We start from the raw sequence: 20914 nt of genomic DNA on the forward strand, positions 1-20914 counted from the left end.
ATCGGAAATGGACGGAACACGAAAAAAAGCGGACGGGAGCCATTCTCCGTCCGCTTCTCTTTGCCCGGCCGCGCGACTCAGCGGACCAGCATGGCGTGGTGGAAACCGTCCACCTTGTTCCAGTCGCCGCGCGTGAAATCGGGCACGGCGACCGGGGCGCTGTTATGCCGGAGCGACATGGCCGTCAGCGCCCCCATCGCGGACCACTCCGCGGCGTCGTAGACGTCCATATCGAGCGGCAGGCCGTGTTGCAGGCAGTAGACGAGCCGGTAGTCCATGATGAAATCCATGCCCCCGTGGCCGCCCACCTCGCGGGCTTTCTCCTCGATTTCCAGCACGATCGGGTGCTTGTAGCGCTCCATGAGCGCTTTCTTGACCGTCTCGGGCACGAAGCCGTGGGCCGAGAGGTTCTCGTGGTCGGGAATCTCCTCCCCGGAGAGCTGCTCGGGCCGGAACGCATACCCCTCGACGGGATACTTGTCGGCGAAGCCCTCGGTGCCGGTCAACTGGTACATGCGGCTGTACGGCCGCGGGGTATAGACGTTGTGCTGGAGGTGGATGGTGCGGCCCCGCTCGGTTTTGATGAGCGTCAGCGTGTGGTCGCCGTTGGCGAACGTTTCGGCCCCCATCTTCTCGCGGGCAATTGCCAACCCGTTGACCGAGGGGGTGTCCATCGCCACCAGGTAGCGCATGCGGTCCCCGCGGTGGATGTCGAGCAGCTGGCACGCGGGACCCAGGCCGTGCGTGGCGTATACGTCGCCGCGGTGGGACTGGTTGAAATCGAGCCGCCAGTTACCCTGGTAGTGGTCCCAGAACGGTTCGAGGTTGTGGATATACGCACCCTCGACGTGCAGAATCTCGCCGAACAACCCGTGGCGGGCCATGTTGAGCGTCGTCAGTTCGAAAAAGTCGTAGACGCAGTTTTCGAGCATCATGCAGTGGCGGCGGGTCCTCTCGGCTGTGTCGACCAGCTGCCAGCACTCCGCGAGCGACGTGGCCGCGGGCACTTCGAGCGCCACATGCTTGCCGCACTCCATGGCGTAGACCGCCATCTCGACATGCTGCTGCCACGGGGTGCAGATGTAGACCAGGTCTATGTCGTCCCGCTCGCACAGCTCGCGCCACCCCTCCTCGCCGCTGTATGCGGCAGCCTCGGGAAACCCGCGGTGCGCGAGAATTTGCTGCGACGAAGCGACCCGTTCGGGCAGTAGGTCGCACAGGGCATTGATCTCGACCCCGTCGAGGTAGGTGAAGCGTTCGACCGCCCCGGGACCGCGCATGCCCAGGCCGATGAATCCCACGCGGACGGTGTCCAGCGGTTCGGTCTGCAACCGCAGCACCGAGTGCTGCCCGGCGGCACGCGCCGGAGTGTCGAAGACGATCACGCCGTCGACCGTCGTCCAGCCTTCGTTCGAGCAGCCGCAGCACGCAGCCACCGCCACGGCGCACAAGAAGCGAGCAAATAGTTTCATAAGCAAGGGTATTTTTACAAATATAGGGAATTCCCGGAATATTCCTGCGCTTCCCCCGCCGAAAAAATCACCCTTTTGCGGCGGCCGCACGCACGCTTTCGAAAACCCCCTCGATCCGTGCGCGCTGCACGGGATCAGTGGCGAAATGGCGCGCATACCAGGTGTGGTGGCACAGCGCCCGGCCCCGATGGTCCATCAGACAGGTCGTGATCCCCGTCGGATCGAGAGGCGAGGTGTCGGCATCGAGGTAGAGGGGCTTCAACCCCATCCGTAAAAGGTAGAAGAAGATTCGATAGTAGGGTTCGAAATCATCGTAGGCCAGCGGCTGTTCGGCCGGGGGGGGGTCCGCGGGTACGCCGTGCGCGGCGTGCAGCAGCGACGTGGGCGTGAATCGCCGGAGCGAATCGTCGAACACGGTGCGGCGCACCTCCTGTTGGTCGTATACGCGGGCGATCTGCCGCAGGTTGAAGATCGAGAAGAACGGGTTGATGGCCACCGGATTGTGACGGCGGACTCGACACACGCCCCCGTCGGGCATGCCGCAGAAGCCGTAGTCGTTCTCGACGAAATGCTTCACCACACCCAGCAGCGCTTCGGCATCGGCAAGGAAGCAGTCCTCGTCGACGTAGACCAGGTAGTCGAAGCGGCAGCGCACGAGGCGCGAGCGGAGCATGCGGTCGAAACAGGCGTAGCCGTAAAAACTTTTCCCTTTCGAGGTGCGGCCCGGAATGACGATGGGCCTGCAAATCTCCCGGTAGAGCGATGTGGACATTGCGAGCAGCTCGGCCTGGGCGGAGTTGGTGAAGAGTCCGACCCGTTTCTCCCGAAAATAACGCGCCACGGGACTTGCGCTCCGCCGAAGCGATTTTTCGTAAGCCCGAACTCCGTAAAAGAGGGATCCGATGATGGCGGCGCGCAGATTATGCAGAAGAATCATGGAAACAGAAATGAATGAAACAGCAGGGAACGGCAGGACAATCCTGCATTTCCAATTTTTTGGAATAACAAAAGTAAGAAAAAATGGGAAAGTTTGCACGCTTTTCCCTATTTTTGCCCTCGTTAAAATCGCATCTCCATGTTCCGTAGACTCGCGGCGGTAATCGGTTCGGTCGTTCTGCTCTCTGGCGGATGGCTCTCCCTGACGGGGCTGACGCTCTTCGCGGCGCTGGTGCCCCTGCTCTGGATCAGCTCCACCTACGACGCTTCGCGCCGCTCGTGGTGGCGCATGTTCGGCTGGGCGGCCCTCGCTTTCGCGCTGTGGAATGCGGCGACCGTCTGGTGGATCTGGTATGCCACGCCCGTGGGTCCCGTGGCCGCCACGCTGGCCTCCACGACGCTGAACATGATCGCCTTCATGACGTTCCACACCGTCTCGAAACACGCCCCCAAGGCGCTGGCCTACACCACGCTCGCCGCCGCGTGGATCGCCACCGAATACTGGTACACCGTGGGCGAGTTCTCATGGCCCTGGCTCATTCTGGGCAACGGCTTCTCGCACGAGGTGTGGGCCGTGCAGTGGTACGAATGGACGGGCGTCTTCGGCGGTTCGCTCTGGGTACTGGTAGCGAACATCCTCCTCTTCGAAGCCCTCCGGGCCCGCCGCAGCGCGGGGCGCTGGATCGCGGCGGCCTGCTCGCTGCTGCTGCCGCTGGCCGCCTCGCTTGCCGTCTGGTGGAGCTGGGAGCAGCCCGACGAAGGGAGCGTCGAGGTGAGCCTCATCCAACCCAACGTCGACTGTTACAGCAAGTTCCACGACGATGCCGAGCGGCAGGAGCGCAACATCGTCTCCCTGCTCGCCGAGGTGCCCGCCTCGTCCGAGTTCATCCTGCTGCCCGAGACCGCCGTGCCGGGCTACTACTGGGAACCGGGACTCTCGGACTGGTGGTTCACTACGGAGCCGGGGCCCTACTGGCGCGAGCTGACCGACAGCCTGCGGCGGTCGCATCCGGGGGCGCTGCTCATCACCGGGGCCAACACCCGGCGGCGATACGAAGCCGGAGCACAGAGCCGCACGGCGCGCCGCAACCCCGCGGACGGCAGCTATTACGACATCTACAACACGGCCGTGGGGCTCGACTCCGCGGGCCGCACGCAGCTCCACCACAAGGGACGGCTGGTAATCGGGGTGGAAAAGACCCCGCTGCCGTGGCTCTTCGAGCTGCTCGATTTCCTGGTCATCGACCTGGGCGGCACGCTGGGGCAGTTGGGCGTCGGGCAGGGCGGCACCGCGTTCGAACACGCAGGGGTCAAAGCCGGACCCGCAATCTGTTACGAGGGTCTCTACGGCGATTTCTACGGCGATTTCGTCCGCCGCGGGGCGCAATTCATGGCCATCATCTCCAACGACGGCTGGTGGGGCGATACGCCCGGCTACAAGCACCTGTTCACGATCTCGCGCCTGAGGGCCATCGAGCACCGCCGTGCCGTAGCGCGCGCGGCCAACACCGGCCGCTCGGGCTTCATCTCGGCGCGCGGCGACGTGGGCGCGACCCTCGGCTGGGAGGAGCGCGGCGTGCTGACGGCCGCCGTGCCGCTCAACTCCTCCCTCACGTTCTACACCCGCTACGGCGACTACCTGGGCCGCATCGCCGAATACCTGTTGCTGCTCTCGGTGCTCTACTACATCGCCTACCGGGTCAAAAAGAAGCATTACCTCGTCAAATAAACCCCCGCTATGAACTACACCCAGACCCTCGAATTCCTCTTCCAGTCGCTGCCCGCATTCGAATCGAAAGGCGCGACGGCCTACAAACCGGGATTGGAGCGTATCGTCGCATTCTGCCGCCACATGGGCAACCCCCAGCGCAACTTCTTCACGATCCACGTGGCCGGGACCAACGGCAAGGGCTCCGTCTCGCACATCATCGCATCGGTCCTCCAGCAGGCGGGCTATCGCACGGGCCTCTTCACCTCGCCCCATTTGCAGGATTTCCGCGAACGCATCCGGGTCGACGGCGAGATGATCCCCAAGCAGAAAGTGGTCAATTTCGTGGACAAGCACCACCAGAAGATGGTCGAGCTCGAGTTGTCGTTCTTCGAGATGACCGCGGCCATGGCGTTCGACTATTTCGCGCAGAGCGATGTCGAGGTGGCCGTGATCGAAACGGGGCTGGGCGGGCGGCTCGACGCCACGAACCTGATCGTCCCGATCGTGAGCGTCATCACGAACATCGGCATGGACCATACCGCGCTGCTGGGCGACACGTTGCAGAAGATCGCCGCCGAAAAGGCGGGGATCATCAAGAAGAGCATCCCGGTGGTGGTCGGAGAGGGCGATGCGCGCTACAACACTGTGATCGAGCAGGCCGCCGCCGCCAACAAGTCCAAGGTGGTCTACGCCGAAGAGGAGTTCGCCTGCGACGAGCAGCTGAGCGAGGGCGCCGGCCAGCTCTTCCGCGTGCGGCGCACACGCGACGGCCACCGCTTCGACTTGCGCGTCGACCTTGCGGGCACCTACCAGCGGCACAACATCATCACCGCCTCGACCACCTGCGACTTTCTGCACCAGGAGACCCCGCTGACCATTTCGCGCCGCGCCTTTCTGGAGGGCGTGCGCAACGCCGCAGCCCACACCTCGCTCCGCGGCCGCTGGCAGCAGCTCTCGGACAAGCCCCTCACGATCTGCGACACGGGCCACAACGCCCACGGGATCGCCTGCGTGGCCGAGCAGATCCGTGCGACGCCCCACCGGGCGCTCTACTGCGTGATCGGATTCGTGCGCGATAAGGACCTGGCCCACATCCTGCCGCTGCTGCCCCGCGACGCCCACTACATCTTCACCCAGGCCCGAACCGAGCGTGCCCTGCCCGCGGCGGAGCTGACGGCTAAGGCCGCGATTTACGGCCTCAGGGGCGAAGCCGTCCCCGAGGTTCCGGCCGCCGTGGCCCGCGCCCGGGAACTGGCCGCTCAGGAGGACATGATCTTCATCGGCGGAAGCACCTACGTCGTAGCAGAGGCCTTGTAAACCGGAAAAACCGGTTTACAAGGCCTCTGCTACGACAATTAAAAATTGAGAATGAAAAATTAAAAATTAAAAATCAGCTGTCCGAAACAGTTACCGGGCAATTCTTCATTTTTCATTCTTAATCATGGGAGAAGCATAGCCGAGTCTGCGGCTATGCTTCTCCCATTTTCGGCCCCGTTTCGGGCGTGGGCTGCGGCGAGGGAATCTCGATCTTGCCGATCGACGACTCGTACCGTACGATATTCTCCTGCAACGAGCGCAGCAGCCGCTTGGCATGCTCGGGCGTGAGGATCACCCGGCTCTTGACGCGCGCCTTCTCCACGCCCGGCAGCACCGTCGCAAAGTCGAGGATGAACTCCGAGGTGGAGTGGGATATGATCGCCAGATTCGAATAGTGACCCTGCGCCACCTCGTCGTCGAGCTCAACGTCGAGTCCGAATTGTTTCATCTCTGCCATAGGCTTCAAAAAAGTTGTATGGTACAAATGTACCCGTTTTACGGGATCGATATGCAACAGTGCGGCCAAAGTTTTCGATAATTTATCAACATAAGAGCCCGTTGCGACCATTTTTCGCGCCCTTATCGCACACCCGTTCCCGCCTTTCGTGCGACCCGCACCCGATCCGGTGCCGAGCAAATAAATTTGGTTCTGCCACGGGCATGTATTATCTTTGCACAGGTTTATCCTCCGTACGGACAGGGTGCCCCCATCGTACAGGGTAACCGCGAACACAAACAACAGCGTAAGGCGAGAAAAATGGCATTCGAAATTCTGGAAGTCCTCCTCCGCGGCATCTGCGTGGGCGTAGCGGCATCGATCACCGTCGGCCCCGTGGCGGTGCTGTGCATTCAGCGCACGCTCTCCAAAAGCCGCCGCTCGGGCATCGTTTCGGGCCTGGGCGTCGCCTGCGCCGACACGTTCATGGCCATGGCCGCGCTGTTCTTCTACTCGATCCTCGAAACCCAGATCGAACAGTACAACACCCTGCTCAGGGTGGTCGGAGGCATCTTCGTGGTGATCGTCGGAGTCTACATCTTCGCGCAGAACCCCGTGCCGCAGATCCGCCGCAACCGCGCGGGCAAGACCTCGCTGTGGCAGGATTTCGCCTCGATCTTCGGTCTCACGATCGCCAATTTCATCATGGTGATCCCCTACATCCTCGCCTTTTTCGCCGTCTTCAAAATCTCCGGGGGCGACATGGCGGGCCACACGTTCGGCGCTTTCGTGCGCTCGGTGTTCGTCATCGCGGGCTTCTTCGGCGGCGCGGCCGCCTGGTGGACCCTGCTGGCCTACGTCATCAACCTCTTCCGCCGCCGGTTCCGTCCGCGCCACATGCTGACGATCAACCACGTGGCGGGGCTCATCATCGGCGTCATCGGAATCTACACCATCTTATCGACTTTCTTTGATATTTTCCCCAATGTCGGATAACCGCAAAATCATCATCGCCATCGACGGCCACTCCTCGTGCGGCAAGAGCACGTTCGCCAAGGCCATCGCGGCACGTCTGGGATACATCTTCATCGACACGGGCGCCATGTACCGCGCCGTGACGCTCTACGCCCTGGAGCACGGCGCCATCCGCTCGGGCATCGTCGACGAGGAGGCCGTCGTCGCACTGCTCGACCAAATCGCCATCACGTTCCGCTTCAACCCCGAGCGCGGCGCCAGCGACATCTACGTCAACGGCGAGCTGGTCGAGGGCCGGATCCGCACCATCGAGGTCTCGAACTGCGTGAGCCGTGTGAGCGCCATCCCGGCCGTGCGCCGCAAGTTGGTGGCCATGCAGCAGGAGATGGGACGCCGCCGCGGGGTGGTGATGGACGGCCGCGACATCGGCACGGTGGTCTTCCCCGACGCCGAACTGAAAATCTTCATGACGGCCGACCCTGCCGTCAGGGCCCGCCGCCGCTACGACGAACTGTGCGCCAAGGGGCAGCACGTAACGCTCGACGAAATCGAACGCAACGTCCGCGAACGGGACAGGGCCGACTCGGGCCGCGCCATTTCGCCCCTGCGCCGGGCCGACGACGCCCTGGTGCTCGACAACAGCCGCATGACCGTCGAGGAGCAGATGGCGTGGTTCATGGATCTGCTGCAATTAAAAATGAAAAATTAAGAATTAAAAATTACCGACTTTCCGAAGCGACGATTTTGCCGCTTGCGGCACGAAGCCCCTCCCCGAGGGAGGGGTTTGGGGCGGGGTCGGAATTGGAAACGCGGCGGAACGCCGCGAGGACAGCGCTCGGCAGCGAAAAAGGGCGACTCACATTCGGGATGCTAATAGAGATTGATGATAAATCGGGTTTTTGCTTCGGCGTTGTCCGGGCGATCACCGAGGCCGAAAAGGCCCTCGCGGGCAGGGGTACGGTCTACTCGCTCGGCGACATCGTGCACAACCGCGTCGAGGTGCAGCGGCTCGAGCGGCTGGGGCTGCGGACGGTGACCCATGCCGACATGCCGCAGCTCGGGGGCTGCCGCCTCTTTATCCGGGCCCACGGCGAACCGCCGACCACCTTTGCGAGGGCCCGGAAGCTGGGTATCGAGGTGATCGACGCCACCTGTCCGGTGGTCGCGCGCCTCCAGGCGCGGGTGGTCCGGGCCCACGAGCGGATGCGCGCCGTCGGCGGGCAGGTCGTGATCCTGGGCAAACGGGGCCACGCCGAGGTGGTGGGGCTCACGGGGCAGGTCGCCGCGCCGACGCTGGTGATCGAAGGCGCGGAGGACCTCGAGCGGATCGACTTTTCGCGGCCCCTCTATTTCCTCTCGCAGACCACGCAGAGCATCGCTTTGTTCGAGCGGCTGGGGGACGAGATGCGCCGCCGGGCCGCCGATCCCGACTCCGTTCGGATCGACGACACGATCTGCCGCCAGGTCTCCAACCGCGAGGAGCACCTGTCCGGGTTCGCCCGCCGCTTCGACGCCGTGGTCTTCGTCTCGGGCCGCAAATCCTCCAACGGCAAGGTCCTCTACGAGGTGTGCCGCGCGGCCAATCCCCGCACCCATCAGGTCGAGGAGGCGGCCGAGATCGACCCGGCGTGGTTTGCCGGAGCGGAATCGGTGGGTATCTGCGGCGCCACCTCGACCCCGAAATGGCTGATGAAGCAATGTGCCGATGCAATCGGCGCATTGCAATTAAGAATGAAAAATGAAAAATGAAAAATTCATACTTTCGAAAAGAGTTCTGCCCATTTCTGTCACCGCCCGTCCAATTTTTAATTCTTAATTTTTAATTCTCAATTTCGTATGAAATACGCAATCCGTTCTGCAAAATATTTTCTGGCCCTCTGCGTTCTATGTGCGGCCCTCATGGTGCTCAACCGCACCTTGGGCTGGGCGACGCTGACCCCGGGCGAGACCTTTTACGTCATGTTCCACACCCCGCGCGGCGTGCTGCTGCCGGCGATGATCGTTCTTCTGGCAGCGTTCTACCCCCGTTTCGGGTTCGTGGTCCGCAAGGTCGAGGGCGACGTGGTCCGCAACCGGGAGCAGATCGTCAACGCCTTTCTTTCGGCAGGCTTTTCGCTGCACGACGAGCACGGGGGCGTGATGACGTTCCGCGCCAAGGGTTTCGTGCACCGGCTGATGCTGCTCTGGGAAGACGAGATACGGGTTACGCAGCAGGACGACCGGATCGTCCTGGACGGCATCCGCCGCGGTGTGGCCCGGGTGCAGTACCGGCTCGAATCGTACATACAAATGACTGGAAATGATTAGAACCAAATACCGCTTTTTGCTGGCGGCGACCCTGGCGGCCGTCGCCGCACTCTCGATCTTCGCCTCCCGCAACGATTTCGGGCTGGGCCGCAACATGGAGATCGCGGTCAACATGATGCGCGAATTGTCGCTGGGTTATGTCGACCCGGTGGACCCGGACCGCCTGATGGAGGGCGCCGCCGCCGGCATGGTCCGCGACCTGGACCCCTACACGGAGTACATTCCCGAAGAGGAGCTTTCGGCTTTCGAACTGCTCACCACGGGCAAATACGGCGGTGTGGGTTCGCTCATCCGCCAGAAAGAGGACTACGTGCGTATCGCCCAGCCCTATGCCGGTTCGCCCGCCGACCGGGCCGGGCTGAAGATCGGCGACAAGATCGTTGCCATCGACGGCACCGACACGCGGGGGTTCACCGTCGAGCAGGTCTCCTCGCGGCTGAAAGGAGACCCCGGCAGCAAGGTCAGCGTCACGGTCGAGCACCTCGACGGGAGCCGCGAGACCGTCACGCTCCGGCGCGAACGCATCGCCATTCCCGGCGTACCTTATGCCGGGTGGGTGGCCGAGGGCATCGGCTACGTCCGCCACAGCGATTTCACCGAGGGCAGCTACGAGGAGATGCGCGCTGCCATCGAGCGGCTGCGGGCCGAGGGCGAGTTGAAAGGGCTCGTGCTCGACTACCGCTCCAACGGCGGCGGCATCATGCAGGAGGCGGTGAAGATATTGGGCATGTTCGTCCCCAAGGGCACCGAGGTGGTCAGCACCAAGGGCCGCACCGAGGAGTCGAAGCAGACCTACCGCACGGCGTCCGAGCCGCTCTTCCCCGACCTGCCGCTGGCCGTGCTGGTGAACGGCAGTTCGGCCTCGGCCGCCGAGATCGTCTCGGGGGCCTTGCAGGACCTCGACCGCGCGGTGCTCGTCGGCCAGCGCACGTTCGGCAAGGGGTTGGTGCAGTCCACGCGGCCCGTCGGTTACAACGCCATGCTCAAGCTCACGACGGCGAAATATTACATCCCCTCGGGCCGCTGCATCCAGGCCATCGACTACTCCCACTCGCAGCAAGGGTCGGTCGGCGCCGTGCCCGACTCGCTCATCCGGGAGTACGCGACCCGCGCCGGCCGCAAGGTCTACGACGGAGGGGGCGTCATGCCCGACATCCCGACCGACCCGGAGTACATCAGCCGCTTCGCCGCGACGCTCTACACCCTGGGCTTCATCGAGGATTTCGGCGACGAATACATGCGCCGCTACCCCGGACAGCAGATCGACATCCGCACGTTCTCGATCACCGACCGGGATTACACCGATTTCGCGGAGTTCATGAAAGAGAAAGAGGTCCCCTACGAGTCGGACACGCGCCGGGTGCTTAAAAAGCTCAAGGAAGCGGCCAAAAGCGACCGCTTCGGGCAGATCGAGCAGCAGATCGCCTCCATCGAGGCCGAGCTGCGGGACGACACGCAGACCAACCTCGAAACCTACCGCGCGCAGATCATCGAGTCGATCAACAACGACATCGTCCTGCGCCACGGCTACTCGGCCGGGGTCATTGAGCACGCACTGGTCGGCGACCCGGAGGTCGCACGTGCCGCCGGGGTGCTCGGCAACGGCGAGGAGTACCGCCGGATTCTCACCCGACAGGACACCCGCCGCAAGTAAATCCGCTCAGCCGCACGCCGGCCGAAAAAACATCGAAAAACCGAAGACCATGAAAATCCGCCGCGACCTCTTCTCGTTCCGCAACCGTGTGGTGGTGATCGTCGTGGGCATCCTGCTGGGGGCGCTTTCGCTCCTCTATACCAACAACATGGCCCAGCGGCTCAAGGAAAAGGAGCAGCACGACGTGGCGCTGTGGGCCCATGCGATGGAACGGGTGAACCGCGACGTGCTGGGCGGCACGATCCAGGCGACGGACCCGCTGGTCGAAGACCTTATCTCGAACAACAACAACATCCCGTTCATCATCACCAACGAGAACCTCGAGGTCATCAAGTCGCACCTGATTCCGGACAAGATCATCGACCACCCCGACCGGCTGCGCCGCTACATCTACAAACTTTCGGAGGAGAACACCCCCTTGACGGTCAAGTTGTGGTGGACCAACGACCACTACCACATCATCTTCTACGGCAAATCGGCCCTCCTGAAATCGCTCTACTATTTCCCCTACATCCAGATTCTGGTCATCGCGGCATTCATGGCCCTCGGGTTCATCGCTTTCCGCTCGTCGAAGCACGACGAGCAGAACCGCGTCTGGATCGGGCTGGCCAAGGAGACCGCCCACCAGTTGGGCACGCCCACCTCGTCGCTGCTGGGGTGGATCGAGTACCTGCGCTCGCAACCCGTCGACCAGGGGGCCGTCGAGGAGATGCAGAAGGACCTCACGCACCTGATGAAGATCGTGGACCGCTTCTCGAAGATCGGCTCCGAAACGCCGCTCACGCCGGCCAACATCAACGAGGTGGTGGGCGAATCGGTCATGTATTTCCGCAAGCGCATCCCCCGCAACGTCACGCTCGACTACAACGGGCTGGCCATCGCCCCCGTGCAGGCCAACATCAACGCGGCGCTCTTCGAGTGGGTCGTAGAGAACCTGATGAAGAACTCGCTCGACGCCCTGCAAGGGCACGGGGCCATCGACGTCAGGATCTCGTCCGACGACCGCCACGTGATGATCGACGTGCGCGACACGGGCAAGGGCATTCCCAAGGGGAACTGGAAACGAATCTTCGAACCGGGATTCACGACAAAGACCCGCGGCTGGGGGCTGGGCCTCTCGCTCTCGCGCCGCATCGTCGAGGAGTACCACCAGGGTAAGATCGCCGTCATCGACTCCGAGATGGGCAAGGGCACGACGATCCGCATCACGCTCAAACGCATCTTCGAGGGATGACCCCTTTCGATACATACCCCGCTCCGGATTCGGTAACCCGTACCGTGGTCGATAGCGCCCTCCCGTCGCCCGCCGGCACCGCCGTGGCCGCACCCTCCTCCCGGCGCCAGAACATCCCGCCGGCCCGCCGCGCCTCCACAACAGACTCCCTCTCCGGCACGACCCCATCGCGGCACCTCGCTTCCGATGCAGAGACGGTCACTACGGACACGCTGCCCGGACAGTTCGCCGATTCGCTGCAAACGCTCCCCCGGTTGCAGGACGGCTACTTTCCGGTCGCCCCCAACGTCGTTTTCGGCGCGCTCTCTACCTCCGCCCCGACCGCTGCGCCGCCACGGGCAGCGGCGCCCACCCTCACGTCGAACGCCCTCTTCCAGAGCCTTGTCCTGCTGTTCGCCGCCACCTACGCCCTAATGCTCTACCGCCACATGGGCGACATCCGTCTCCTCCTGGGCCGCATCCTGCGCGGCGGCGCCACCGGCAACCGGCTCGGGGATGATCCGGGCGGCAGCGGCCTGCCCCGTTTTCTGCACGTTACGGCCGCCGTGGGCATCCTCTTCGTCGGCATCCTCGCCGTCAAGTACGGCGATCCGTTCATCCCGCGGGCGTTGGGGGAGGCCATGCCCCGCAGCGCCGTTTTGCTGCTCCTCCTCGGGGCATCGCTCGCTTTCGCGGGCATCATGCTCTACCAGGCTGCGGCCCTCGGGATCGCGGGCTCGGTGACCCTCTCGCAACCGTTCACCGGGCAATTGCTCCTTCTCAAACGCACCTATTTCGCCCTGGTGGTCCTCACCCTCTCGCCCCCGCTGCTCTTCTACGCGCTCTGTCCGCCGGGCACGGGCAGCGTGTGGTTTTACGTGATTGCCATCGAGTTGCTGTTAACGGTTCTCTTATACCTCAGGGAGACGCTGCATCTGTTTATTTCGAAAAAAATTTCAATATTGCATTGGTTTTTGTACCTTTGCACCGTGGAAATCTTCCCGTTGAGTCTGCTGTGGCTGCTCGCGGCGAGGTGATTCCCCAACAAACGCAACATAAAAACAGGTTCAGTTGAAAGTGAAGAGTGTATTGGTTTCGCAGCCGAGGCCTGCCGTCATCGAAAAGTCCCCGTTCTACGAATTGTCCCAAAAATACGACGTCGAGATCGATTACAAGCCGTTCATCCGCGTCGAGGGCGTGTCGCTGAAAGAGTTTCGCGCACAACGGGTCGAGATTCTCACACACACGGCCGTCATCTTCACCTCGCGCACGACGGTCGACAGCTTCTTCCACATCTGCGAAGAGGCCCGCATCACCGTTCCCGAAAGCATGAAATACATCTGCCAGACGGAAGCCGTGGCGCTCTACCTCCAGAAATACATCGTCTACCGCAAGCGCAAAATTTCGTTCTCGGACGGCACGTTCACCTCGTTCATCGAACTGATCATCAAGCATAAGGAGGAGAAATTCCTGCTTGCGCTGAGCGAACCGCACAAGCCCGAACTGCCCGAGACGCTCAAAAAGCTCAAACTGGCGGTCGATCCGGTGATCCTGGCCCGCACGGTGGCCGCCGAGCTGGAGGATGTAAAACTGGCGGACTACGACCTGCTGGCGCTCTATTCTCCGTCGGATGTCAACACGCTCGTGACGCGCTTCGGAGTAGACGACCTGCCCCCCGTGGCGGTCTTCGGCGAGGGCACGCTGCGCACGGCCATCGGCGCCGGCATCACCGTCCTGGCCCATGCGCCGACCCCCGAAGCCCCCTCGATGGTCAAGGCCATCGACATCTACCTCTCGAAAGTGGGCAGAGGCGAAGCGATCGCTCCGGTCCAGTTGAAAACCGACACCCAAAAAGAGGAGTTCATCCGTTCGCAACAGCACAAGCTGCTCAAAAAGGGCCGCGTGCGCCGGCCTGCGGGCGACAGCCGCAAATAACGTCCGACCCGCGCCTGGCCCCGTGCACGGCTGCGGAGCGGACGAAAAGCCCTCGACCATGACCGATCCCGAACCAGTCACCCCGCGACCCGACCGCTCGCTCCCCCACTCGGAGCGGCTCCGCACGCTCGGGGCCGTGCGGCGCATCTTCGAGAGCGGCCAGAGCGGCTTCATCTTTCCGTTCCGCTACGTCTGGTTCGCCGAGGCCGACCCCGTGCCGTCGGTCGAGGTGCTCTTCTCGGTACCCAAAAAGTTCCACAAGCGGGCCAACCGCCGCAACCTGCTGCGCCGCCGCACCAAGGAGGCCTACCGGCTGCAAAAGCAAATCCTCCACGCCTCGGGCCGCGCCGTCAACCTCGATCTGGCACTTATCTACTCCTCGAAGGAAGCGCTTGCGTACAAACACATCCAACATGCCGTCCGCCGGATTCTGGAATCGGTCGTGGAGCAGCTTTAAACGGCTCTGCGCCCTGCCCCTGATCGTGCTGGTGCGCTTTTACCAGCTCTGCATCTCGCCCCTGACGCCCCCCTCGTGCCGCTTCACGCCGACCTGTTCGCAGTATGCGCTCGAAGCGCTGCGCCGGTACGGGCCAGTGAAAGGACTGTGGCTCACTCTGAAGCGGCTGGCGCGCTGCCATCCCTGGGGCGGCAGCGGCTACGACCCCGTTCCGTAACTATCTGTGCGGCCGGACAAAACGAAAACAGCCTGCTTCGGGCAGGCTGTCGTTGCGTCACTGTTTGGATTCTTCTCCGTTAACCGGGCGCAAAAGTAGTACCATTTTACCGATACCGCAAATCCGGTTCTAAACCTTAGCAGCATTTTTCATCCGACCCGCTTTCGCAGCGGTCGGAGCACTGCTCCGCCGCGGACTCCATTTCGAGCGTCGCATGACGGATGCCGGCCGCGGCAAGCAGCTCCTTGAGGCGACGCTTGGCCGGCTCGGGATGCGCCCCCTGTGCGAGCACGACATGGGCCGTCAACGCATTCTCGGTGGTGCTGATGGCCCAGACATGGATGTGGTGTACGGCTTCGACCCCCTCGACTGCGGTCATTTTCCGCTCCAGGTCGTCGATGCGGATGCCCCGGGGCACGCCGTCGAGCGACAGGCGCAGGCTGTCGCGCGTGAGCGACCACACCGAAGCGACGATCACCCCGGCGACCGCAAGGCCCACGACGGGATCGATCCAGGTCCACCCCGTCCAGCGGATGACGAGCCCCGAGACGAGCACACCGACCGAGACGAGCGCATCGGCGGCCATGTGCAGGTAGGCGCCCTTGACGTTGAGGTCGCGCTCCTTGTCCTTGAGGAACAACCAGGCCGTGAAGCCGTTGATGAGGACCCCGACGCCCGCCGTCCACGCAATCGCATCGCCCGCGACCGGCGCCGGATGCACCATGCGGCCGATGCTCTCGGCGACGATGACCCCCACGGCGACCAGGAGGATCACCGAGTTCAGAAGCGAGATGAGTACCGTGCTCTTCTTGTACCCGTAGGTATAGCGGGGCGTCGCGTGCGCCCGGGCCAGGCGGAACGCGAGCATGGCCAGCAAGAGGCCCGCCACGTCGGAGAGGTTGTGCCCGGCGTCGGACAGGAGGCCCATCGAGCCGTAGGCGATTCCCACGGCGAATTCGACCAGGACGAATCCGACGTTGAGCGCGATGCCCAGGATGAACGCCCGGTTGAGCGACGTGATGGCGTGGTCGTGGTGATGATGGTTGTGATCGTGTGTCATGGCGTCGGAATGGTGTCCTTGATGTCGGCCAGGTCGACCAGCTTGTTGACGATGGCGTAGATCGTCAGCCCCGCGGCCGAGTGAATCTGCAATTTCGAGGCGATGTTGCGCCGGTGGGTGATGACGGTGTGGGTCGAGATCGAGAGCACATCGGCGATCTGCTTGTTGGTCAACCCTTTGACCACACAGACGATAATCTCCTGCTCGCGGGCGCTCAGCGGCTCCTTGCGCGCAGCGGCGGCCCCGTCCACGGCCAGCCGCTCGACGGCCGGAATGAAAATCTCGTCCTCGACGGCGTTGTGCGACGCGAGTTCCTGCTCGCAGGTGAAAATATCGTACAGCACACCGTTCAGTTCATTGGTGCCGCCCGCGGGGTAATACTTGATGATGATGTTCTTCAACTCGCGCAGCCGCGCCTCGATCTGGTCGTGGTGGCGGCGAAAGACGTCGATCGAGTAGTCGGAACGCTTCTCGCCCGCCAGCAGCGCCTCGACATAGGGGAAAACGGTCTTCTCCTCGTAGGCCATGTGCTTGTGGACCTCGGCCACGTACTCGTCGAAATAGCGCATGATGGCCATCGAAACGTCGCTCAGGCTGCAATCGACCGCCTCGATCAGCTTGCGGCGGATGGCAGGCAGGCGGAAGTCGAGAAAGTAACGGTGGGAGTTTTGCAGGTAGTCGGTCAGCGCGCGCACCGACACCTCGTCCGAGCATCCGGCCGCGTTGCGGGGGTACAGGAGCAGGTTGACCACCGCCAGAAACGTGGCGGTATCGACCCGGTTTTCGGTACACACCTCCGCAATGGTTTTGTCGCCGAACCCCAGCGCGATGCCGAAGCGGCTCATCACCTGCAAGACCGGATAGCGGTCGCAGACCAGCTCGCACATGCGGTCGTCTCCGGTATAAGCTGTTTTATACATCTCTTTCTCTGTTCAAGCACCTCACGAAACGGTGCAAAGATACGCAATCAAGAAACAGGCCGCAATACCCAAATCGAGGTATCAGCGCCGGTCGATATCGACATAGGTCGTCTGGAGCAGGGTCCGTCCCACGTCGAAGAGCGCCGGGTTGGTGGCCGACAACTCCCGGTCGCTCGTGGCGTCCCACACGGCCTCGCCGTCGGCATCCACGACGCCGAACCCCTCGTTGAAGACATAGTAGCCGAACTTGCGGGGGGGGGACGGCGCGAAGAGGTCCTTGCTGTAATCGAAATCGTCGTGTGCGACCCCGAGCTGCGCGAGCACCGTGGCGCAGAGGTCGATCTGCGAGGCGTACTCCCCGACCGCGCGCGCAGCGGCCACGGCGCCGCCCGTCCAGATCATCGGAATGCGGTGGCGCAGAGGCGCATTGTAGGCCAGGTCGGCCGGATAGGGGAATCCGTGGTCGGCGACCAGCACCACCAGGAGGTTGTCCCACGCCGGCGAGGCGCGAAGCGTGTCGATCATGCGGCCCACGCACTCGTCCGTGAAAGCGAAAGCATTGAGTATCCGGTCGTCAACCCGGTCATAGGGCACCTCGAACGGCTTGTGGCTGCTCAGGGTCAGCAACCCCGCGAGGAACGGCTCCCCGGCGGCGTTCAACCGGATGACCTCCCGGGCGAAATAGTCGCACATCAGCGCATCGTCGTAGCCCCACGCACCCGGCGGCGTGTCGAACGAGAGGTCTTTCTGCCAGACGAGCCGCTGCCAGCCGGTCGCATACATGTAGGAGGACTGGTTGGTGAAATTCAGGTCGCCGCCGTAGTAGAAACTCGTGGCATAACCCTCGCGGCCGAGCGAACGGGCCAGCGAGGGGAGGCTGCGGCTCTTAGTGGGGAGTTTCATGATCGAGATGCGCGTCTGGGCCGGAAAACCGCTCAGAATGGCCACCTCGCCCCGGTCGGTGCGGAACGAGTTGGCAAAGAAATTCTCGAACCAAATTCCCTCGCGCTTCAGTTGCTGCATCCGGGGCATGACCGGTTCGCCCTCCGTCTGGGCGTCCATGATCGTGCGGGCGAAGCTCTCCAGAATCACGACCACCACATTGGGCCGCGTCGTGCGGAGCACCCGCTCGGTCGGCCCCGAAGCCGGGCCGTTGCCCCGGAGGGCGTCGAATTTCTCCGCGCGCTCGGCTTCGTCGAAGAAAGGATACTCCCGAGCATAATCGTTGCTGTTGCCCAGGCTCGAAAGAAACGAGAAGACCGGATTCGTGGCGGCATGGTTCAGAAACATGTCGGGGCTGAAATAGACTTTCGAGACGTTGGCCACCGAAGCCCCCACCCCGCCGCGGATGGCCAGAAAGTCCAGTCCGGCCAGCAACAGCATCCCCACCGTCCACGGCAGGGCGGCGCGCCACCGGAGCGTACGCGCATCGAAGAGCCTCATCGCGCGGCGGTAGACCCAGAAGATCACGAGGGCATAGACCGCACAGAGAAGCGTCTGACGCACCCCGAGCCAGAAATCGACGCTCGCCATCGCTTCGCGCGGGTCCGCGAGGTAGATCAAAAGGGTCGAGTCGAGCCGGAAACCCCAGTGCTCGTAGAGCGCGACGTCCACCGAGAAGATCGACGCCGTCAGCAGCGCCACCAGCGCGAAATAGCCGGTCAGCACCCCGCGCCAAACCCGCTCGGGCACGCGCACCCACAATGTGGTGAGGGTCATGAGCAGCGGCAGCGCGGTGACGTATCCCGCCACGGTCATGTCGAGCGCGAGGCCGTGCCAGACGACGCGCCACCACCCGCCTGCACCCGCCTCGGCGGCCTGCGAGGCATAGTAGGCCAGGAAAACGGGCTTCTGAACGGCCATCAGTACGACCGTCGCGGCGAAGACGGCCACTACGAATGCTATTTTTCTCTTCATCTCTTATAACAGGTCCGGCGGCCGCCGGAGCGCGCGCTCGAACGTGCGGGATATGCACCGCTTCGGGGTGTTCGGTCGTGCAGCCGGCAACGGGACTTCATGGCCCGTTCAGATGCTTTCGCCGGCCCCGCACTCCCGGTTTTTGCAGTATGCAACCGACGGAACTCCTCGAAGCCCGGAGGCTGAACAGCTCTCCTCGGCTCCCGATGGTTGCGGACGACCGATGCTTGCAGCGGCGAAACCGACCTTAAATTCTTAATTTTTAATTCTTAATTTTAAGGTCAAATCTTCTCTCCGTATGCCAGATCGCCCGCATCCCCGATACCGGGAACGATGTAGGAGCGCGAGGTCAGCTCCTCGTCGACGGCCGCGGCCCAGATGGTCGTGGTCTGGCGCGGCATGTTCTTCTCGACGTAGTCGATCCCCTGCTCCGAGGCGATCACGGCCGCCACGTGCGTGTGCGCCGGCGTGCCGCCTTTCTCGCACAAGGCGTTGTAGGCCAGCACGAGCGACGATCCGGTGGCCAGCATCGGGTCTACGAGCAGCAGGGTCTTGCCCTCCAGGTCGCCGCACGAGATGTACTCGACCTTGACCTTGAACTTGCCGTCTTTGGTGCTCTTGCGGTAGGCCGAGACAAAGGCGTTCTGGGCATCGTCGAAATAGTTGAGAAAACCCTGGTGGTAGGGCAGCCCGGCCCTGAGGATGGTGGCCACGACAACCCGATCGTCGATCATCTCGACCGTCGCCTCGCCCAGCGGCGTCTCCACCGTGCGGGGTTCGTAGGCGAAAGTTTTGGAGATTTCGTAGGCCGTGATCTCCCCGATCCGCTCCAGGTTGCGGCGGAAACGCATCGAATCCGTCTGGATCGATTTGTCGCGGATCTGGGCGATAAACTTGTTCAGTACGGTGTTCTGCTTGCTCAGGATGTGCAACGTCATAATGGGTGAGGTTTTGTGGTCAATAGAGGAAGTTGTTGAAAGGGTAGCGTCCGGCATGTATCTCGCGCACCATGCCGTAGAGGTCCTGGCGGAATTTCTCGATGTTGGTGCGCTCGCGGGCCGAGAGGAAGATCGAGGGGGTGTCGGTGTGTGCCATCCAACTCTTCTTCAGGTCGTCGAGCGAGCGGTTCTCGGGCGTCGGAGGCGTCAGATCGTCCTCGTCTTTCTTCACATAGGTATAGGCATCGACCTTGTTGAAGACCAGATAGACGGGTTTGTCGCCCGCGCCGATCTCCCGCAACGTCTCACTGACGACAGCGATCTGCTCCTCGAACTGCGGGTGCGAAATATCGACGACGTGGAGCAGCAGATCGGCTTCGCGCACCTCATCCAGGGTCGACTTGAACGACTCGATCAGCTCGGTGGGCAGTTTGCGGATGAACCCCACGGTGTCCGACAAAAGGAACGGCAGGTTGTCGAAAACCACCTTGCGCACCGTGGTGTCGAGCGTGGCGAAGAGCTTGTTTTCGGCGAAAACCTCGCTTTTGGAGAGGAGGTTCATCAGCGTCGACTTGCCCACATTGGTGTAGCCCACCAGCGCCACACGGACCAGTTGCCCGCGGTTGGAGCGCTGCACGGCCATCTGGCGGTCGATCTTCTTGAGGTCCTCTTTCAACTTGGCGATTCGGTTGCGGATGATGCGGCGGTCGGTCTCGATCTCCCGCTCGCCGGCACCGCCGCGGGTTCCCGTGCCGCCCCGCTGGCGTTCGAGGTGGGTCCACATGCCCGAGAGCCGCGGAAGCATGTACTCGTAATTGGCCAGCTGCACCTGCGTCTTGGCATAGGCCGTCTGGGCGCGGCTGAGAAAAATGTCGAGAATCAGCCGCGTGCGGTCGAGGATGCGGCAGGGCATCGCCTTTTCGATGTTGCGCGTCTGCGAGGGGGTGAGTTCGTCGTCGAAGATCACCACGTCGATCTGCTCGTCGCGGCAGTATTGCGCGATCTCTTCGAGTTTGCCCGGCCCCACATAGATGCGGGCCGAGGGCTGCGCCAGACGCTGCGTAAAGCGGCGTACGACCCCTATGTCGGCCGTGTCGGCCAGAAACTCCAGTTCGTCGAGGAACTCCTCGGTCTGGCGCGGTTCCTCCTGGTCGCGGACTACGGCCACCAGCACGGCACGCTCCCGTTCCGCAGGTGCGGCGGTTGCAGTATGCTTGTTGTTAATTTCTTCCAAAATTCGTCTTTTAAATGAGCGATATGGCTTGTCCGGCCTTTCGCGGCACCGAGGCCGCACCCGTCGAAGAGGGTGCAAACTCTATGCTATAAACGAGGGTATCCGCCCGAAAGCGAGATACCCTCAAAATACGACCGGCGGACGGAAAGTCTGCATGCGGCTGACACAATGAAAACGGCTGCATTGCGAGCGCTCCAGAAATCGGTTGACTCAGC

The 20914-nt window shown here is 62.8% G+C and carries 20 protein-coding genes; 12 read left to right on the forward strand and 8 right to left on the reverse strand.

The features are described 5' to 3' along the window. Positions 1–77 precede the first annotated feature (77 nt). Both ACMQ11_RS11200 and ACMQ11_RS11205 read right to left on the reverse strand, forming a co-directional pair. Positions 78–1472, reverse strand: coding sequence for a Gfo/Idh/MocA family protein (locus ACMQ11_RS11200; protein ID WP_418992858.1), 1395 nt, complete (start codon positions 1470–1472; stop codon positions 78–80). Between the two features lie 67 nt (positions 1473–1539). Next, positions 1540–2409 (reverse strand): hypothetical protein, encoded by an 870-nt coding sequence (locus ACMQ11_RS11205; protein ID WP_418992859.1) that lies wholly within the window; start codon positions 2407–2409, stop codon positions 1540–1542. Positions 2410–2547: 138 nt separating this feature from the next. Here ACMQ11_RS11205 and lnt point away from each other — a divergent pair, with 138 nt between their 5' ends. Continuing rightward, positions 2548–4137, forward strand: a complete 1590-nt coding sequence (lnt, locus tag ACMQ11_RS11210; protein ID WP_418992860.1) for an apolipoprotein N-acyltransferase — start codon at positions 2548–2550, stop codon at positions 4135–4137. A 9-nt stretch (positions 4138–4146) separates the two neighbouring features. Next, positions 4147–5436 carry a bifunctional folylpolyglutamate synthase/dihydrofolate synthase gene (locus ACMQ11_RS11215; protein ID WP_418992861.1) on the forward strand — a complete coding sequence of 430 codons (1290 nt, stop codon included), beginning with the start codon at positions 4147–4149 and terminating at the stop codon, positions 5434–5436. Between the two features lie 151 nt (positions 5437–5587). Here ACMQ11_RS11215 and ACMQ11_RS11220 read toward each other — a convergent pair whose 3' ends face one another. Continuing rightward, positions 5588–5893, reverse strand: coding sequence for a DUF3467 domain-containing protein (locus ACMQ11_RS11220; RefSeq protein WP_418992862.1), 306 nt, complete (start codon positions 5891–5893; stop codon positions 5588–5590). 300 nt (positions 5894–6193) lie between these two features. Here ACMQ11_RS11220 and ACMQ11_RS11225 point away from each other — a divergent pair, with 300 nt between their 5' ends. From ACMQ11_RS11225 to yidD, 10 genes are all read left to right on the forward strand, one after another. Next, positions 6194–6868, forward strand: a complete 675-nt coding sequence (locus tag ACMQ11_RS11225) for a LysE family translocator (protein WP_418992863.1) — start codon at positions 6194–6196, stop codon at positions 6866–6868. Further along, entirely contained in the window at positions 6858–7556 is a 699-nt protein-coding gene (gene cmk, locus ACMQ11_RS11230; protein WP_418992864.1) for a (d)CMP kinase, read from the forward strand. Before ACMQ11_RS11225 ends, cmk begins: the two co-directional genes overlap by 11 nt. 158 nt (positions 7557–7714) lie before the next feature. Further along, entirely contained in the window at positions 7715–8596 is an 882-nt protein-coding gene (locus ACMQ11_RS11235) for a 4-hydroxy-3-methylbut-2-enyl diphosphate reductase (protein ID WP_418992865.1), read from the forward strand. A gap of 87 nt (positions 8597–8683) precedes the next feature. Next, positions 8684–9154: a hypothetical protein gene (locus tag ACMQ11_RS11240; RefSeq protein ID WP_418992866.1), complete on the forward strand. Its 471-nt coding sequence runs from the start codon at positions 8684–8686 to the stop codon at positions 9152–9154. After that, the gene (locus tag ACMQ11_RS11245) at positions 9147–10808 is read left to right on the forward strand and encodes a S41 family peptidase (protein ID WP_418992867.1); all 1662 of its coding nucleotides are present in this window, start codon (positions 9147–9149) and stop codon (positions 10806–10808) included. The genes ACMQ11_RS11240 and ACMQ11_RS11245 overlap by 8 nt, the downstream gene beginning before the upstream one ends. A 49-nt stretch (positions 10809–10857) precedes the next feature. Next, complete coding sequence (locus ACMQ11_RS11250; RefSeq protein ID WP_418992868.1) at positions 10858–12042, forward strand: sensor histidine kinase; 1185 nt, start codon at positions 10858–10860, stop codon at positions 12040–12042. Beyond that, on the forward strand, positions 12039–13058 hold the full coding sequence (locus ACMQ11_RS11255; protein ID WP_418992869.1) for a DUF4271 domain-containing protein: 1020 nt from the start codon (positions 12039–12041) through the stop codon (positions 13056–13058). Before ACMQ11_RS11250 ends, ACMQ11_RS11255 begins: the two co-directional genes overlap by 4 nt. Positions 13059–13092: 34 nt before the next feature. Further along, complete coding sequence (locus ACMQ11_RS11260) at positions 13093–13956, forward strand: uroporphyrinogen-III synthase (protein WP_418992870.1); 864 nt, start codon at positions 13093–13095, stop codon at positions 13954–13956. Between the two features lie 145 nt (positions 13957–14101). After that, entirely contained in the window at positions 14102–14413 is a 312-nt protein-coding gene (locus ACMQ11_RS11265; protein ID WP_418993036.1) for a ribonuclease P protein component, read from the forward strand. After that, positions 14370–14630 carry a membrane protein insertion efficiency factor YidD gene (gene yidD, locus ACMQ11_RS11270; protein ID WP_418992871.1) on the forward strand — a complete coding sequence of 87 codons (261 nt, stop codon included), beginning with the start codon at positions 14370–14372 and terminating at the stop codon, positions 14628–14630. The genes ACMQ11_RS11265 and yidD overlap by 44 nt, the downstream gene beginning before the upstream one ends. A 136-nt stretch (positions 14631–14766) precedes the next feature. Here yidD and ACMQ11_RS11275 read toward each other — a convergent pair whose 3' ends face one another. From ACMQ11_RS11275 to hflX, 5 genes are all read right to left on the reverse strand, one after another. Then, on the reverse strand, positions 14767–15690 hold the full coding sequence (locus ACMQ11_RS11275; protein WP_418992872.1) for a cation diffusion facilitator family transporter: 924 nt from the start codon (positions 15688–15690) through the stop codon (positions 14767–14769). Next, entirely contained in the window at positions 15687–16610 is a 924-nt protein-coding gene (locus ACMQ11_RS11280) for a LuxR C-terminal-related transcriptional regulator (protein ID WP_418992873.1), read from the reverse strand. The genes ACMQ11_RS11275 and ACMQ11_RS11280 overlap by 4 nt, the downstream gene beginning before the upstream one ends. An 81-nt stretch (positions 16611–16691) precedes the next feature. Next, complete coding sequence (locus tag ACMQ11_RS11285; RefSeq protein WP_418992874.1) at positions 16692–18527, reverse strand: LTA synthase family protein; 1836 nt, start codon at positions 18525–18527, stop codon at positions 16692–16694. 281 nt (positions 18528–18808) lie between these two features. After that, on the reverse strand, positions 18809–19465 hold the full coding sequence (gene upp, locus ACMQ11_RS11290; protein ID WP_418992875.1) for a uracil phosphoribosyltransferase: 657 nt from the start codon (positions 19463–19465) through the stop codon (positions 18809–18811). 19 nt (positions 19466–19484) lie between these two features. After that, entirely contained in the window at positions 19485–20699 is a 1215-nt protein-coding gene (hflX, locus tag ACMQ11_RS11295; RefSeq protein WP_418992876.1) for a GTPase HflX, read from the reverse strand. Positions 20700–20914: the final 215 nt, after the last annotated feature.

This window comes from Alistipes sp. (genome assembly GCF_048465575.1).
GTDB lineage: Bacteria > Bacteroidota > Bacteroidia > Bacteroidales > Rikenellaceae > Alistipes.